14 protein-coding genes are annotated in these 14,584 nt (G+C 69.4%); 10 read left to right on the top strand and 4 right to left on the bottom strand.

The window, feature by feature from the left end:
- Positions 1 to 40 precede the first annotated feature (40 nt).
- Positions 41 to 826: a FadR/GntR family transcriptional regulator gene (locus RZ1_RS01200; RefSeq protein WP_072808444.1), complete on the bottom strand. Its 786-nt coding sequence runs from the start codon at positions 824 to 826 to the stop codon at positions 41 to 43.
- A 163-nt stretch (positions 827 to 989) separates the two neighbouring features.
- Between RZ1_RS01200 and RZ1_RS01195 the strand changes: the two genes are divergently transcribed.
- The 10 genes from RZ1_RS01195 (at position 990) to RZ1_RS01150 (ending at position 12,575) form a co-directional block, all read left to right on the top strand.
- Entirely contained in the window at positions 990 to 1,781 is a 792-nt protein-coding gene (locus RZ1_RS01195; protein WP_072808443.1) for an SDR family NAD(P)-dependent oxidoreductase, read from the top strand.
- 197 nt (positions 1,782 to 1,978) lie between these two features.
- On the top strand, positions 1,979 to 3,196 hold the full coding sequence (locus RZ1_RS01190) for a CaiB/BaiF CoA transferase family protein (protein ID WP_072808441.1): 1,218 nt from the start codon (positions 1,979 to 1,981) through the stop codon (positions 3,194 to 3,196).
- Between the two features lie 117 nt (positions 3,197 to 3,313).
- Positions 3,314 to 4,483, top strand: coding sequence for an amidohydrolase family protein (locus RZ1_RS01185; protein ID WP_072808439.1), 1,170 nt, complete (start codon positions 3,314 to 3,316; stop codon positions 4,481 to 4,483).
- Positions 4,484 to 4,719: 236 nt separating this feature from the next.
- Complete coding sequence (locus tag RZ1_RS01180; RefSeq protein WP_072808437.1) at positions 4,720 to 5,961, top strand: acyl-CoA dehydrogenase family protein; 1,242 nt, start codon at positions 4,720 to 4,722, stop codon at positions 5,959 to 5,961.
- A gap of 113 nt (positions 5,962 to 6,074) precedes the next feature.
- The gene (locus tag RZ1_RS01175; protein ID WP_072808435.1) at positions 6,075 to 7,136 is read left to right on the top strand and encodes an ABC transporter substrate-binding protein; all 1,062 of its coding nucleotides are present in this window, start codon (positions 6,075 to 6,077) and stop codon (positions 7,134 to 7,136) included.
- Between the two features lie 83 nt (positions 7,137 to 7,219).
- Positions 7,220 to 7,504: a hypothetical protein gene (locus tag RZ1_RS01170; RefSeq protein WP_072808433.1), complete on the top strand. Its 285-nt coding sequence runs from the start codon at positions 7,220 to 7,222 to the stop codon at positions 7,502 to 7,504.
- 43 nt (positions 7,505 to 7,547) lie between these two features.
- The gene (locus RZ1_RS01165; protein WP_072808431.1) at positions 7,548 to 8,732 is read left to right on the top strand and encodes an acyl-CoA dehydrogenase family protein; all 1,185 of its coding nucleotides are present in this window, start codon (positions 7,548 to 7,550) and stop codon (positions 8,730 to 8,732) included.
- Between the two features lie 28 nt (positions 8,733 to 8,760).
- Positions 8,761 to 9,927, top strand: coding sequence for an ABC transporter ATP-binding protein (locus tag RZ1_RS01160; protein WP_072808429.1), 1,167 nt, complete (start codon positions 8,761 to 8,763; stop codon positions 9,925 to 9,927).
- A gap of 5 nt (positions 9,928 to 9,932) precedes the next feature.
- Positions 9,933 to 11,669 carry an ABC transporter permease gene (locus RZ1_RS01155; protein WP_072808427.1) on the top strand — a complete coding sequence of 579 codons (1,737 nt, stop codon included), beginning with the start codon at positions 9,933 to 9,935 and terminating at the stop codon, positions 11,667 to 11,669.
- Between the two features lie 93 nt (positions 11,670 to 11,762).
- Positions 11,763 to 12,575 (top strand): SDR family oxidoreductase, encoded by an 813-nt coding sequence (locus RZ1_RS01150; RefSeq protein WP_083583450.1) that lies wholly within the window; start codon positions 11,763 to 11,765, stop codon positions 12,573 to 12,575.
- Here RZ1_RS01150 and RZ1_RS01145 read toward each other — a convergent pair.
- From RZ1_RS01145 to RZ1_RS01135, 3 genes are read right to left on the bottom strand one after another with little or no spacing between them, the layout of a single operon-like run.
- On the bottom strand, positions 12,568 to 13,107 hold the full coding sequence (locus RZ1_RS01145; RefSeq protein ID WP_072808425.1) for a hypothetical protein: 540 nt from the start codon (positions 13,105 to 13,107) through the stop codon (positions 12,568 to 12,570). The genes RZ1_RS01150 and RZ1_RS01145 overlap by 8 nt on opposite strands.
- Positions 13,104 to 13,685, bottom strand: coding sequence for a hypothetical protein (locus RZ1_RS01140; RefSeq protein WP_072808424.1), 582 nt, complete (start codon positions 13,683 to 13,685; stop codon positions 13,104 to 13,106). The genes RZ1_RS01145 and RZ1_RS01140 overlap by 4 nt, the downstream gene beginning before the upstream one ends.
- A gap of 31 nt (positions 13,686 to 13,716) precedes the next feature.
- Positions 13,717 to 14,421 (bottom strand): TVP38/TMEM64 family protein, encoded by a 705-nt coding sequence (locus RZ1_RS01135; RefSeq protein ID WP_072808422.1) that lies wholly within the window; start codon positions 14,419 to 14,421, stop codon positions 13,717 to 13,719.
- Positions 14,422 to 14,584 lie beyond the last annotated feature (163 nt).

Here is a 14,584-nt window from a genome sequence, read left to right as displayed (position 1 = left end):
GTTGGCCGCGGCGCTGTCGAACCGGGAAGGACGCGGCGATCTAGTGCCAGGCCACGCGTTCGTCCAGCATGCGGGGGTTCAGAGCCGAGAGGCGTTCGATGACCTCGCGCATGTGTTCGCGAGCGAGACTGCGGGCACGTTCGGGATCCCCGGCTGCGATGGCGGCGTGGATCTGCTCGTGGGGGCCGGAGAAGCCTTCGCGCTCGGATTCGCTCCACTCGTGGGGATGCGCCTCGAGTATCCGGTCGGTGTAGATATGGGCGAGTGCCGATCCGGTCAGGGTGAGGATGTAGTTGCCCGACATCTCGCGCAGCATCCGGTGGAAACCGACCGCGGTGTCGATCACCTCGTCGTTCGACATATCCGGATGGATGCGCTTGCCGGCGAGGGTGTCGAGATCGACGTCCTCGCCGGCCGCGACGCGATCGGCGAGCATCGCCGCGGCGAGTCCCTCCATCTCGAGCGCCGCGTCGGCGACCTCACGGAAGCTGACGTCCCTGGCCTGCAGGTACATCGAGAGGGTGTCGCCGAACTCGCTCCCGGAGGGTTCGGAGACGATCGGTCCGCCACCGAGACCCTGACGGACCGTGACCAGCCCCTGGGCCTCGAGCAGCCGCAGTCCTTCCCGCACCGACGCGCGTCCGACGCCGAAGCGCCGTGCCATCTCGGACTCGGCCTCGAGCGCCGATCCCGGGGCGAGACCGCGGTCGGCGATCTCCTTGGCGACCATGCGCGCGACGGTTTTCGAGACCTTCTCGTTGCGGGTCATCGCGACCGCGCGCCGCCGAGCGGCGGTGTCCTGCGAACTCGTGATGTTGCGGGTCATGGGAAGTCCTCGTCGGTAGCGCCAGCGGATGCCCGACTCGTCCGGGCCGGGCGAGCGTGCGGCCGAGTATAGGGCTGGAGAAATCCGGCCGGAAGCATCCTCACAAATTATTGCTATGTTTCGGTTAGTTGATGTTATACCACTGTGTATGACCCGGAACACAATGACACACACATCCGTCGAAACTTCCTCCGTGGCGCAGGTTCTCGCCGGGCAGCACGCCCTCGTCACCGGCGGGAGCGAAGGAATCGGCTACGGCATCGCCGAGCATCTGCTCGACGCGGGCGCCACCGTCACGCTCGCCGCCCGCCGGCCGGCCGTCCTGGACGCCGCCGTCGAGCGGCTGCGCGCGCGGTGCGGTCAGCCGCGGCGGGTCGCGGGCGTCGTCGCCGACATCACCGACGGCGACTCGATCACCTCGATGTTCGCGACCGCCGAGGAGTGCCACGGCCCGCTCAACGTCCTCGTCGCCAACGCCGGCAGCGGCACCCCGGTGCCCTTCCTCGAGCTCACGCCGCAGCAGTGGCAGGACTGCATCGACCTCAACCTCACCGGCACCTTCCGGTGTGTCCAGGCGGCCGCCCGGTCGATGGTGCAGCGCGAGGGAGCCAACCGCTCGATCGTCGTCGTTTCCTCGATCCGCGCGCTCGGCGCCCGCCCGTCCCTCGTTCCGTACGGCACGACGAAGGCGGGGCTGAATCAACTCGTCCGGCTCGCGGCGTACGAACTGGCCTCCACCGGCGTGCGGGTCAACGCCCTCTCGCCGGGAATCACCGCGACCCCGCTGGCTCAGGACCGCAACACTCTGTTCGAGGAGCGGGCCGCCACCGTGCCCATGGGCCGTGCAGGCACTCCGGCCGACATGGCCGGTGCCGCACTGTATCTCGCGAGTCCCGCGGCGTCCTTCGTGACGGGGACGAACCTGGTGGTCGACGGGGGTGAATCCCTGTACTGACCGGCTCCGCGCCGCGCCCGAGGGTGGGCCTCCCAAAAATTGTGATGTACAACGCACAAAACATTGCTATAGTTACGGTGTTTTCAGCTCGTGTTCGAGCTGCCGTCGAACCCGCGCCCCGCGCACTCTGTTCGGCGGTCTCAACCCAGCCTCCGCACGACCGGTCGTGGTCGTGAGACGACGAAGGAGAACACTCGATGACCACGGTGATGAACGGGATCAAGGTGGTGGAGGTCGCGCTGTACGCCTTCGTTCCCTCGGCCGCGGCGATCCTCTCCGACTGGGGAGCCGACGTCGTCAAGGTCGAACACTCCGATTTCGGCGATCCGACCCGGTCGACCGCGGCGTGGGGCGTTCCCGCCCACGTCGACGGCCTCGCCAGCCTGTGGGAGATCAACAACCGCGGCAAGCGCGCGATCGCCCTCGACATCGCCAACCCCGAGGGGCGCGAAGTGCTCATGACGCTCGTCGAATCGGCCGACGTCTTCATGACGAACTTCCTGCCGGACGCACGGGCGAAGCTCGGCATCGACGTCGACGACATCTTCGCCCGCAACCCCCGCATCGTGTATGCCCGCGGCACCGCCCAGGGCGTGACGGGTCCGGACAGCGAGAAGGGGGGGTTCGACGGCATCACCTACTGGGCGCGCTCGGGGGCGGCGGGGTCGATCGCGCCGGACGACCTGGAGTGGCCGGCGAACATGCCCGGCCCGGCCTTCGGGGACTCGCAGAGCGGAATGGCGCTGGCCGGGGGCATCGCGGCCGGCCTGCTGCATCGTGAACGTACCGGCGAGGGCATCGTCGTCGACACCTCGCTGTTCTCGGTCGGTGCGTGGGCGATGCAGGCCACCATCGCCGGATGCCAGATGGTCGGCGCCGACGAGCTGCCGTATCCGGACCGGAACAACCCGGTCAATCCCGTCTCGAACATCTACCGCACCAGCGACGATCGGTACATTCACCTCGCCCTGCTCCAGAGCCAGAAGTTCTGGCCCGGCCTGTGCGAGGCCATCGGGCTCGCGGACCTGATCGACGACCCGCGCTTCGCCACCTTCGACGACCGTGCCCGCAACACCCGTGAGTGCACCGAGATCCTCACCGCCGTGTTCGAACGCAAGACCCTCGCGGAGTGGACCGACATCCTCGGCAAGCAGGAAGGACAGTGGGACGTCTTCCGGAAGCCGCTCGACGTGCTCTCCGATCCGCAGGCCCTCGCCAACGGCTACGTGCGCACGGTCGAATACGAGGACGGACGCACGCTCGACATGGTCGCCGCGCCGACCTCCTTCGACGGGCACGCCCCGACGCTCACGCGGGCTCCGCAGCACGGCGAGCACACCGAGGAAGTACTGCTCGAACACGGTCTGGACTGGGATCGGATCGTCGAACTGAAGCTCGCCGGCGCCATCAAGTAGCCGCACCGCCGCACCTTCCGGCCGCTGAGCGTGCTCGCGGCCCTCTCTCGCCGTGCCCGGCGCCGGGCACGCGTGCCTTTCCCCTCCATCTCATTCGATCCGTAAAAGGAGCTGATCGTGTACGACCTGCGCGATATCAAGATCATCGACACCGACACCCATGTCGTCGAGCCGCCGGACCTGTGGACCTCCCGCATGTCGCGGAAGTGGGGCGACCTCGTTCCGCACGTGCGGTGGGACGACGAGCGCGGCGACGAAGCGTGGTTCGTCGCCGGAACGCGGATGAGCGCCGTGGGCTCGCCGGCCATGGCCGGCTGGCACGAGTACCCGCCGAGCTGCCCGCCCCGTTTCGAGGACACCGACCCGCGGTCGTGGGATCCGGCCAAGCGCCTGACCCTCATGGACGACTACGGCATCCACGCCCAGATCCTCTACCCGAACGTCGCGGTGTTCAGCTCGAAGACGCTGCAGGCCAACGGATCCAACGAGATGCAGATCGAGTGCATCCGCGCCTACAACGACTACCTCACCGAGTGGGCGCAGTTCGCGCCGGGCCGGTACGTTCCCGTCGGGATCCTGCCGTTCTGGGACATGGAGGCCACGCTCGCCGAGGTCGAGCGGGTCGCCGCCGCGGGTCACAAGGGTCTGGTGTTCACCCAGAATCCCGCGGCGTTCGGCCTGCCGATGCTCACCGATCCGTACTGGGACCGGCTGTGGGCGTCCGCGCAGGAGAAGAAGCTGCCGATCAACTTCCACATCGCGTCCGGTGAGGTCGATCTGAGCGGATTCGGCCATGCGAGCAACGGGGTGCGGGCCAACTACGGCATGATGGGCATCTCCTTCTTCATGGACAACGCGCGCACCCTCTCGCAGCTCATCTTCGGCGGCATCTGCGACCGCTTCCCCGAGCTGAAGTTCGTCTCCGTCGAATCCGGTATCGGCTGGATGCCCTTCGCGCTCGAGGGGATGGACTGGCAGTGGAAGAACAGCGGAGTCCACAAGGAGCATCCCAACTACGAGCTGCTGCCGAGCGAGTACTTCAAGCGCCAGATCTACGGCTGCTTCTGGTTCGAACAGGACTCGGCGCGTAGTGCCATCGATCAGCTCGGGGCCGACAACGTCCTCTACGAGACCGACTACCCGCATCCGACGTCGATGTCTCCCGGCCCGGCCTCCGACGCGGAGCGCCCCGACGACTACCTCCGGCGCAATTTCGCGCACCTGTCCGAGGCGGATGCCCGCAAGATCCTGCACGACAACGCGGCGGCTCTGTACAACCTGGACTGAGCACCGGTCCTCGTCGTTTCGGCGGCGGGCGCAACGGCCCGCCGCCGAAACGACGGCCCGTCCCGTGAGCAGCCACCCTGTGAGTGATCCCAATCTCGTGGATTCTGGACTGTGACGCAAATCTCCGTTAATATGCGTATGTTCCTAATGGATGCCTGGTGGGGCTGTGCCTGCCACGCCCGCGGACCGACGAGAACACCGTCCACCCCTCGACAGCCTCAGCCAGTGGAGTAATCATGTCCCCTTCGGAGTTCGAGACCCGCGCCCGGGCCTGGGTCGGCGACGCGGTCGCCCGGCTCGGATTCACGGCCGCCACCGACGACGGATTCGACGTCTCGGTGTTCCACGATCTGAGCACCGACGCCGAGCTCGCCCTGCTCGACCGGCACCGCGCCTGGCAGCGAGAGAAGTTCGCCGCCGGCTACGGGGCCCTGGCGTGGCCCGCAGAATACGGAGGCGCCGACGCCGGGACCGACATCGCCGAAGCGTTCGCCCGGATCGAGAACGAACTGTGCCCGCTTCCTCCGCACGAACTCGTCTCGGTCACCCTGCACCTGATCGCCCCGACCATCCGGCTGCTCGGCACCGAAGACCAGAAGCGGCAATTCCTGCCCGCCATGCTCGGCGGCGAACTGCTGGCCTGCCAGCTGTTCTCCGAGCCCGCCGCCGGATCCGATCTGGCCGACCTCGGTACCCGCGCCGTGCGCGACGGCGACGACTGGATCGTCTCCGGCCAGAAGGTCTGGACGTCCGGCGCCCAGTTCGCCGAATGGGGCGAACTGCTCGCCCGGACGGACCCGGACCAGCCCAAACACGCCGGGATCACCGCGTTCCTCGTCCCGCTCGACGCGCCCGGCGTCGAGGTGCGGCCCATCCGTCAGATGTCCGGCGGCAGCAGCTTCAACGAAGTCTTCCTCGACAATGTCCGGATTCCCGACAGTCATCGCCTCGGCGAAGTCGGGCAGGGCTGGTCGGTGGCCCTGACCACCCTCGCGTTCGAACGCGAGGGAGGTTCCAACACCGCAGGTATCGGTGGGCAGTTCACCCAGCTCGTCGACACCGCCCGCCGGCTCGGGCGCGACACCGACCCGCGCGTCCGCGAGCAGCTCGCCCGGGTGTACCTGCGCCAGCAGCTCGCCACCGTCGACCAGCTGCGGGACCGGCAGGCCCGCGACGGCGGCGCCGCGCCGTCGGCCATCGGCTCGATCCGCAAGATCCAGTGGGTCGACAAGCTCGCGGCCGTCTCGACGGCAGCCCGCACCGTCCTCGGCAGGTCCCTCGTCGCCGACACCGGCGTGCCCGGCACCTACGCGTGGAACGCCCACGTCCTCGGCGCCCCCGGGTACTCCATCGCCGGCGGATCGGACCAGATCCAGCGCAACATCGTCGCCGAACGTCTGCTCGGGTTGCCGGCCGAGCCGCGCGCCGACCGCGGACTGACCTGGCGGGAAGCGCGCTCCCGTACCGGCGCCCACTGAACAGTCCCGGCTAACGCCCCACCCCGTCCGCTGTCCCACCCCGTCCGCTGTCGTGCCGTCGGCACGCACGGCCATCTCCTCCGCCCCGAAATCGCTCTGAAAGGCCGTGTCCCATGAGATTTGCGTCGCTCCGCCGCTCGCTTGCCGGGGTCGGACTCGCCGCGGCGACATTCGCCGTCGCCGCGTGTGGCTCCGGATCCACGACCGAGGTCGCCGCCGAGGATCTCGGCCCCGCCGGCGACGCCGCGTGGGAGCAGGTGATCGACGCCGCCCAGCAGGAAGGGTCCGTCACCTACTTCACCGGTCAGGCCACCGACAACCTGCAGGAGCTCTCGAACCGCTTCGAGTCCGCCTACGGCATCAAGGTCGACATCGTCCGCGACAACGACGCGAACCTCCAGACGAAGCTCGCGGCAGAGGCGGAGACGGGCCGGCACACGGCCGACGTGGTCGCCTCCGCTGCCAAGCCTTGGGTGGATGCGCGACTCGCGGAGGGCTCCTACCTTCCGGTGACCGGCCCCGCGTTCGGCGCGGCCGAGTTCGACCGCGACAAGTTCCTGCGCGACGACACGATCTTCACCTCGTCCGCGGCCGTGCTCACCTACGGCTGGAACACCTCCCGCGTCCCCGAGGGTCTCGACGGCTACGAGGACCTGCTCGACCCGGCGCTCGCCGACGGCAAGGTCGGGGTCATGCTCCCGGTTTCGGCCGCGATCGTCGATTTCTACGACTACCTGAACGACACCGTGTCGCCGGACTTCGTCGAGAAGCTTGCCGCGCAGAAGCCGCGCACCTACCCGGGCGCCCAGGCGATGGGGCAGGCGCTGGCCTCCGGTGAACTCGCCGCGGCCGTCTACACCGTTCCGCTGACCGCGGAGAAGGAAGCGGGCGCCCCCGTCGAGTCCGGGATGCCCGACCCCGTCTTCGGCGCCCCCTTCCACACGGGCGTGTCCGCGAATGCGCCGCACCCCAACGCCGCGCAGTTGTTCGCCAACTTCCTGGTGACGAAGGCCGGCCAGGAAGCGGTCGCGAACCGAGCCGGTGCCGTATTGCCCGGAATCTCGACCGCGGCCACGTCCGCCCAGAACATCTGGGTCAACAGTCGCACCGTCACCGGCGCCGACGTCGAAGCCTTCCGCACCGACTTCGAGCGCCTGTTCGGTTCCAGCCAGTGATGCCGTGCCGGCGGCCCGACCCCTCCGGGCCGCCGGCACCCCCTCCGGCACGACGTGCCGGACACGACGAGAGGAAAGACACCATGAAGGTCGGAGAACGTCTGAAGAGCTCGCGCTGCGGCGCGGAGGTCGTCATCGTGCGCCTCGACGCCGGTATCGACGGACCCCTGTTGTGCGGGGGCGAGCCGATGTCCGCCGACGCCGCCCCCGACTCCGCTCCTGCCGCCGCACCCGGTCTGCTCATCGGCAAGCGCTACGAGGGCGGGGGAGTGGAGGTGCTGTGCGTCAAGCCCGGCGCCGGCCCGCTGGCACTCGGCGACACCGTACTCGGTGAGAAGCAGGCCAAACCCCTCCCGTCCTCGGACTGACCGACAACCACCCGAGCGACACGCCCCACCAGAAAGGCGACACATGATTCTCTCGAGCGCGGTCGGCGCGGAGGACGCGGCGCTGCTCACCGACACGATCCGGGCCGTCCTCGGCAAGGCCGACCCGGCCGACGGCCGAGTCGAACGCGTCTACCGCGACGGTCCCTTCGACCGTGACCTGTGGTCGGTGCTCGGCGCCGAGATCGGGATCGGCGCACTCGCTGTCCCCGAATCGGCTGGGGGGCTGGGGGCCTCGTTCGCCGCGGTCGCCGCAGCCCTCGAACTGCTCGGATCGGAACTGACCCGGATTCCGATGGTCGGCAGTGTCGTCGCGGCCGCCGCGCTCGGCCGGTGCGCCGACCATCCGTACGCGGCCGAACTGCTCGCCGGCCTCGCCGCGGGGCGAACGGTCGTCGCGACCGTCCTCTCCGGCGTTCCGACCCCGGGCGGGCACGGCAGCGCCTTCCGGGTCGACCGGATCGGCAACGACTCGGTGGTCACCGGCAGCGCCGAGTTCGTGCTCGACGGTGATGTCGCGGACACCGTGCTGCTCCACGCCGCCGACGAGAGCGGGACCCTGGGTCTCTACGCCGTCGACCGCGCCGATATCGCCGTGCACCGGATGGAGGCCACCGACCCCACCCGCATTCTGTCGCGTCTCGAGATCGGGGCCGCGCCCGCGACGCTGCTCACCGACCGTCCGGCTCCCGAGACCCTCCGCGATCGCGCTCTCGTCGCCCTCGCCTGCGACAGCCTCGGCGTCGCCCGGGCGTGCCTCGACACCGCCGTCGAGTACGCGAAGAACCGGGTCCAGTTCGGGCGCGTGATCGGCGGATTCCAGGCGATCAAGCACATGCTCGCCGAGGTGGCGGTCGCCGTCGAGCTCGCCGATTCCGCTGTGTCCCATGCTGTCTGGGCCGTCGAGGAGGGGACCGAGCACGAGCTCGCCGAAGCTGCCGCCATCGCCGCGCTCGCCTGCGGTGACGCGGCGGATCTCGCGACCGCCACCAACATCCAGGTACACGGTGGCATCGGCTTCACCTGGGAACACACCGCCCACCTGTACTACCGCCGGGCCCTGACCTCGAGCGTGCTGTGGGGAACCGCCGACGATCACGCGCAACGGTTGTATCTCCTCGCGACCGGCAGCGCCCCCTCCGCCGCCGACGCCCCGACCACCGAACGTCTCCGCGAGCCGGCCTCGGCCCTGTTCGCCACCGAGCCCTGATTCCTGCCGGCCAGAAAGTGAGTCTCCGATGTCCCATGTCTCGATACGCCAGCTGCTGAAGAATTTCGACGGCAAGCCCCCGACGGTGGCCGTCGACCACCTCGACCTCGAGATCGAGGACGGTGAATTCCTGGTGCTGCTCGGCCCGTCCGGCTGCGGCAAGACCACCACCCTGCGGTGCCTGGCCGGACTCGAACAGCCCGCGAGCGGCTCGATCACCCTCGGCGACCAGCTCGTCTTCGACGGCGATCGGGGAGTGAACCTGACCCCCGACAAGCGGTTCATCGGCATGGTGTTCCAGTCGTATGCCCTGTGGCCCCACATGACGGTCCGCAAGAACATCGCGTACCCGCTCAAGTCCCGCAAGCTCACCGATGCGCTCAACAGCGGCCGGGTCGAGGAGACGGCGGCCCTGGTCGACTGCGAACGCCTGCTCGACCGCCTCCCCGCCGAACTGTCCGGCGGCCAGCAGCAGCGTGTCGCGCTCGCCCGCGGGCTCGTCTCGCACCCCGACCTCGTGCTGTTCGACGAGCCGCTGAGCAACCTCGACGCCCGGCTTCGCGACCAGGTCCGGGCCGAACTGCACGACCTGCACCAGCGCAAGCCGTTCACCGCGGTGTTCGTCACCCACGACCAGAGCGAGGCGCTGGCGCTCGGCACCCGTATGGCCATCATGCGCGCCGGGCAGATCGTGCAGATCGGTCCCCCGCGGGAGGTGTTCGAGGAACCCGTCGACGAGTACGTCGCCGGATTCACCGGCATGTCGAACCGGTTGCCGTGCGAGTACGTCGACGGCCGCTGGTACGCCCTCGGCGCCGAGATCTTCGGTATGCAGCCCCCGGCCGGAGCATCGGTGGGATCTTTCGTGATCCGCTTGCGACCGGAGAAGGCGCGCCTCGTCGCCGATGCGGCGGACCTGCGGCACGGCGAGGCCGGTATCGCGGTGCACGTCGACGACGTCGAATACGGCGGCCTGCATCTGGATGTGATGTGTTCGGTGGCGGTCGAGGACTCGGCCCGGCGGCAGTTGCACGCGCGGATCCCGACGCACGACTCGTCGCGGGCGCCGCGGACCGTCTCCCGCGGTGCGGCGATGATTCTCGCGTTCGATCCGATCGACGGCCGCACCTTCGACACCGACGGCCGCGCCCTGGCGCTGCCGCAGCGGGCGCTCACCGGCGCCCTGGCGGGGTGAGGGCCATGGCTGTGGTGACCTTGCCGAGCAACGACATCGGCGAACAGCGTCCGAGTGCCCCGGCCGCGGGAATGCAGAGCGAAGCCGTCCGGTCGGTGGCGCGCCGGTTGGGGGTGGTGGCGTTCGTCGCGCTGCTCGCCTATCTGGTCGTCGTCCCGGTGGTGCGGCTGCAGTCGACTGCGTTCGAGGACGGAGCGGCGGGATACGAACGCGCGTTGGGTCTCGCGCGGCTCGGTGGAATCCTCTGGAACACAGTCGGTCTCGCGTTCGGATCGCTGACGATCGCGATGGTGCTGGGCACGGCGCTGGCGTGGGCCGCGAACCGGCTGCCGCGCCGGCTGGCGCTGCTCGAGATCCTGCCGATCCTGCCGATCGTGATCCCCGCGGTCGCCGCGATCGTCGGGTGGGCGTTCCTGCTCTCACCCCGGCCGGGCTACCTCAACGCGATGCTGCGGAACCTGCCGTGGTGGTCGCACCTGGAGGAAGGCCCGATCGACATCTACTCGATCCAGTGGATCGTCATCATCACCGGATTCTCGCTGAGCTCGTTCGTGTACATGTTCGTCCGGTCCGGATTCGAGAACATCAACTCGGAGATGATCGAGGCGGCGCAGGTGTCGGGCATGCCGGAATGGAAGGTGTTCTTCAAGATCACTCTGCCGTTGTTGCGTCCGACCCTGATCTACGGCGCGGGGGTGGCGCTGCTGCTGGGCCTGGGCCAGTTCACCGGCCCGCTGCTGCTGGGCACCAATACCGGCGTGAGCGTGCTGACGACGGAGATGTACTTCCAGATCAGTGATTCGCCGGCGCAGTTCGCGACCGCCGCGGCCCTCGGGTCGCCGCTGCTGATCGTCGGCATCGTCGTGGTGTTCGCGCAGAAGGCACTGCTGGGCAACCAGCGGCGGTTCGTCACCCACGGCGGTAAGGCGTTCCGGTCGCAGGGGCGCCCGTCGAAGACGGGCGTGGCGATCATCCTGGTGTTCTCGCTGCTCTCGACCGTGCTGCCGATCCTCGCTCTGGTGTTCGTGGCGTTGTCGCGGTACTGGAGCGGCACGATCAGCTTCTCGGCACTGACGTTCGACAACTTCCGCACGATCTTCTCCGGATCCGCGGTCCCCACCGCGATCGGCAACAGCGTGATGTTCTCCCTGATCGCCATGGCGATCGTGCTGCCGCTCGGTTTCGTCGCGGCCAATCTGATCGTCCGCGGGCGCAGCTACCCCGTGCTGCGTGTGGTCGCCGATGTCCTCGTGTCGATACCGCTCGGCGTGCCCGCGGTGATCTTCGGCGCGGCATTCCTGCTCACCTACACCCAGGGACCGCTGGTGCTCTACGGCACGCCGTGGGTGGTGATCCTGGTGTACGTCACGCTGATGCTGCCGTTCGCGACCCGGATGCAGTTGTCGTCGATGCTGGCCCTCGGTGACTCCTACCTCGAGGCCTCCCGGGTGAGCGGCGCCGGATTCGTCGCCACCAACCTGAAGATCCTCCTGCCGCTCATGCGCGGCAGTCTCGGCGGGACCGCGGCTCTGCTGTTCGTGCTGCTCACTCACGAGTTCACCGCGTCGCTGCTGGTTCGGGCCTCACAGACTCAGGTGATGGGCACCATCCTGTTCGAGTACTGGTCCAACGGCGGCTATCCGCTGGTCGCCGCCGTGGCGCTGGTGATGACCGCCGTGACCGCGGTCGGTGTCGCCGCGGCGATGCTCGTCGGTGGAACCGACGCTCTCAGCAAGATGTGATCGCTCTCGCGGCACCGCCCGTGCGTGGTTTCGGTAGTTCCCGCTACCGAAACCACGCACGGACGGGGCGGTGAGGAAACAGGAAGGAATGTGGTGGAGACGATCGAGTATCCGGCGTGGCTGCGCGACGCCGGCGTCGTCGTGACCGGCGCCGGCAACGGGATCGGCCGAGCCCTCGCCCACCGGCTGGCCGAGGCCGGGGCACGGGTCGTCGTCAACGACCTCGACGCCGACGCCTGCGCCGCCGTCGCCCGGGAGATCGGTGGTACCGCCGTCCCCGGTGATGCGGCGGGGGAGACCGGCGTCGCCGAGCTCGTCGCGAGGGCCGTGGACGCACTCGGGACCGTCGATGCGTGGTTCGCGAACGCCGGCGTGGTAGCCGATTCTCCCGACGCCGAGACTGCGTGGGAGACGTCCTGGAACGTCAACGTGATGGGACACGTGCGTGCCGCGCGGGCCCTCGTCCCGGGCTGGATCGAACGCGGGCACGGGCGCTTCGTCGTCACCGCGTCGGCGGCGGGTCTGCTCACCATGCTCGGGTCGGCGCCGTACTCGGTGTCGAAGCACGCGGCCGTCGCGCACGCGGAGTGGCTGTCTGCGACGTATGGAGACAAGGGCGTGATCGTGCAGTGCCTGTGTCCACAGGGGGTCGCGACGGACCTGCTGCCGACCGACACGGCGGGACAGGTGATTTTCGAGACCGGTGTGCTCACACCCGGGCAGGTCGCCGACGAGGTGATGGTGGCCCTGGCCGGGGAGCAGTTCCTGATCCTTCCGCACCCCGAGGTCGCCGAGTACTACGCGGGCCGCGCCGCCGACACCGACCGGTGGTTGCGCGGGATGCGCCGCATCCAACGCCGGATCGACGACGCCGTGCGCGACGAGGCCGCGTCGCCGCTCAGGTGAGCAGCGACCACCCGACACCGCACACCGCGAGTGCCCACAACACGCTGGTGCCGGTGCCGATGATGAACTGCTCGGAGGCCTGCGGCTCGCGCAGTTCCGGATACCGCGCCAGGCCCTTGACGGCCAGGACGATCGCGATGCCTTCGGGCCAGCCGGCCAGCACCGCACCGGCCACCGCGGCGCGTTCGAGGATGCCGATGACGCGACCGCCGCGCAACGGACCCGGTATCGGTGCGCCGCCGCCGGGTCCGGACGCGGCCGGTTCGGGGCCGGCGTCGGGTTGGCGGCGGGCGATGCGGAACGCGGCGAGTACGGCCGGTCCACCGCCCGTGATTGCCGCGAGCATCGTCAGGACGAGGGTGACGGCGTAGTCGAAGCTGTGCACCGCGGTCGTCGCCGACGCGGCCGCGGCCGCCCCGGCCAGCGCCACCGTCGAAAGTACCGGCGCGAGCCAGGCGGGCAGGTCGGGGCGCAGGCTCAGCGCCGGGGCGAGCGCGACCACGGCGAGCAACACCAGCGAGACGACGGTCAACGATCGGCCCTTTCGAGGAGTCGGCGAGCGAGGGTCCGGCCGGATTGTTCGGCCGGCCACCCGGCGGTGTGCAGACGCTGCGACACCGCCTGCTTGCTGATGCCCAGGCGTTGCGCGGCCTGGGCCTGGGGGAGTCCGGCGCGGGCGAGCGCGACCGCTTCCCGTCCCTGAGCGGTGCGGCGCAGCACCAGCGTCGCCAGCAGGGTGAGGGCGGCGTCGGCGTCGGCCGCGGCCGCGGAATCGGTGCCTTCGACGGCGAGATTGCCCGGTGCGTTCTTGGCGCGTTCGACGGCGGTCCGCGCGTGTTCGAAGGCGGGGCCGCGCCCGGCGCGGGTCTGTTCGGGCAGCGGCGTCTCCACCGAGCCGACCCCGATCCCGACACTCCAGTGGCCGCGCCGCACCAGGTCGAGGGCGAGATCCACGACGGTCTCGGCATCGTCCGCGACCGCCTGGACCTCGTCGCCGGCGGTGCGTTCGAACGGGCGCAGCAGGTCGGCGTCGCGCAATTCGTCGAGCAGCGCCGCGACCCGGTCGACATCGCGTCGGCTGCCGCGTTGATCCACCGTCAACACGAACATGGGTCAAGAATGAAGCCTTGACTTCAGGAAATCAAGGTTTGAGACTTGTCGAAGTGTCGTGGTCCGGGTCGACGATCGCGTCGAGAGCGGAACCGGCCGGCGCGGGCAGACGCGCCTCGAGCCACAGTCCCACCACCCCGACCAGCAGGCACACCGCCGTCACGGCCATCAGCGCCGGGTTCGTCCGCCCGGTCAGGGCGTCGCCGAGCAGCACCACCCCGATCGTGCCGGGCAGGATCCCCACGATCGTGGCCAGCGTGTACGGCACGAGCCGCACCGACGAGATCGCGCAGCAGTAGTTCACCACCGAGAACGGCGCCGGCGCGATCAGGCGCAGCGACCCGACCGCGAGCCAGCCGCGCCGGGCGAGCCGCAGATCCACGGCCTTCGCCGCGGGATGTGTCAGATACGACGAGACCGCCCCACGGCCGATCCGCCGCACCAGCAGCAAGGCGAGGACCGCGCTCACCGTGGTCGCGGCGGCCGAAACGGCGATCCCGGTACCCGCGCCGAACAGCACGCCGGCACTGAGCGTGAACATCGTGCGCGGCACGGGCGCGATCGTCACGACGGTGTGGACCAAGAAGAAGACCAGGACGAACATCGGCCCGATCGTCTCCGACCAGCCGCGGATCTCCGCGATCGTCGGGCGCGGAATCAGAACCGCCGCGGCGGCCAGCGCCACCAGAACGACGAGGATGCCGAGGATTCTGCGGTCGTTCAGGAGCCTCGTCACGAGGGTCCACGATACCCGGGGCCGGGGGATGGGCCGGTGCCTGCGAGTGGCGGAGGAGCAACCGGTAGATTTCCCTGCGGCAACGCCGTTAACGATCGCTAGGAAAACTGTGGTGATCCCCACAATAGCCCCGGCGTGTGTGCGGCTAGCATCACACGAGAAC

It is taken from the genome of Rhodococcus zopfii NBRC 100606 = JCM 9919 (assembly GCF_001895025.1).
GTDB classification, from domain to species: domain Bacteria; phylum Actinomycetota; class Actinomycetes; order Mycobacteriales; family Mycobacteriaceae; genus Rhodococcus; species Rhodococcus zopfii.
This window is presented reverse-complemented; position numbering and strand designations above follow the sequence as displayed.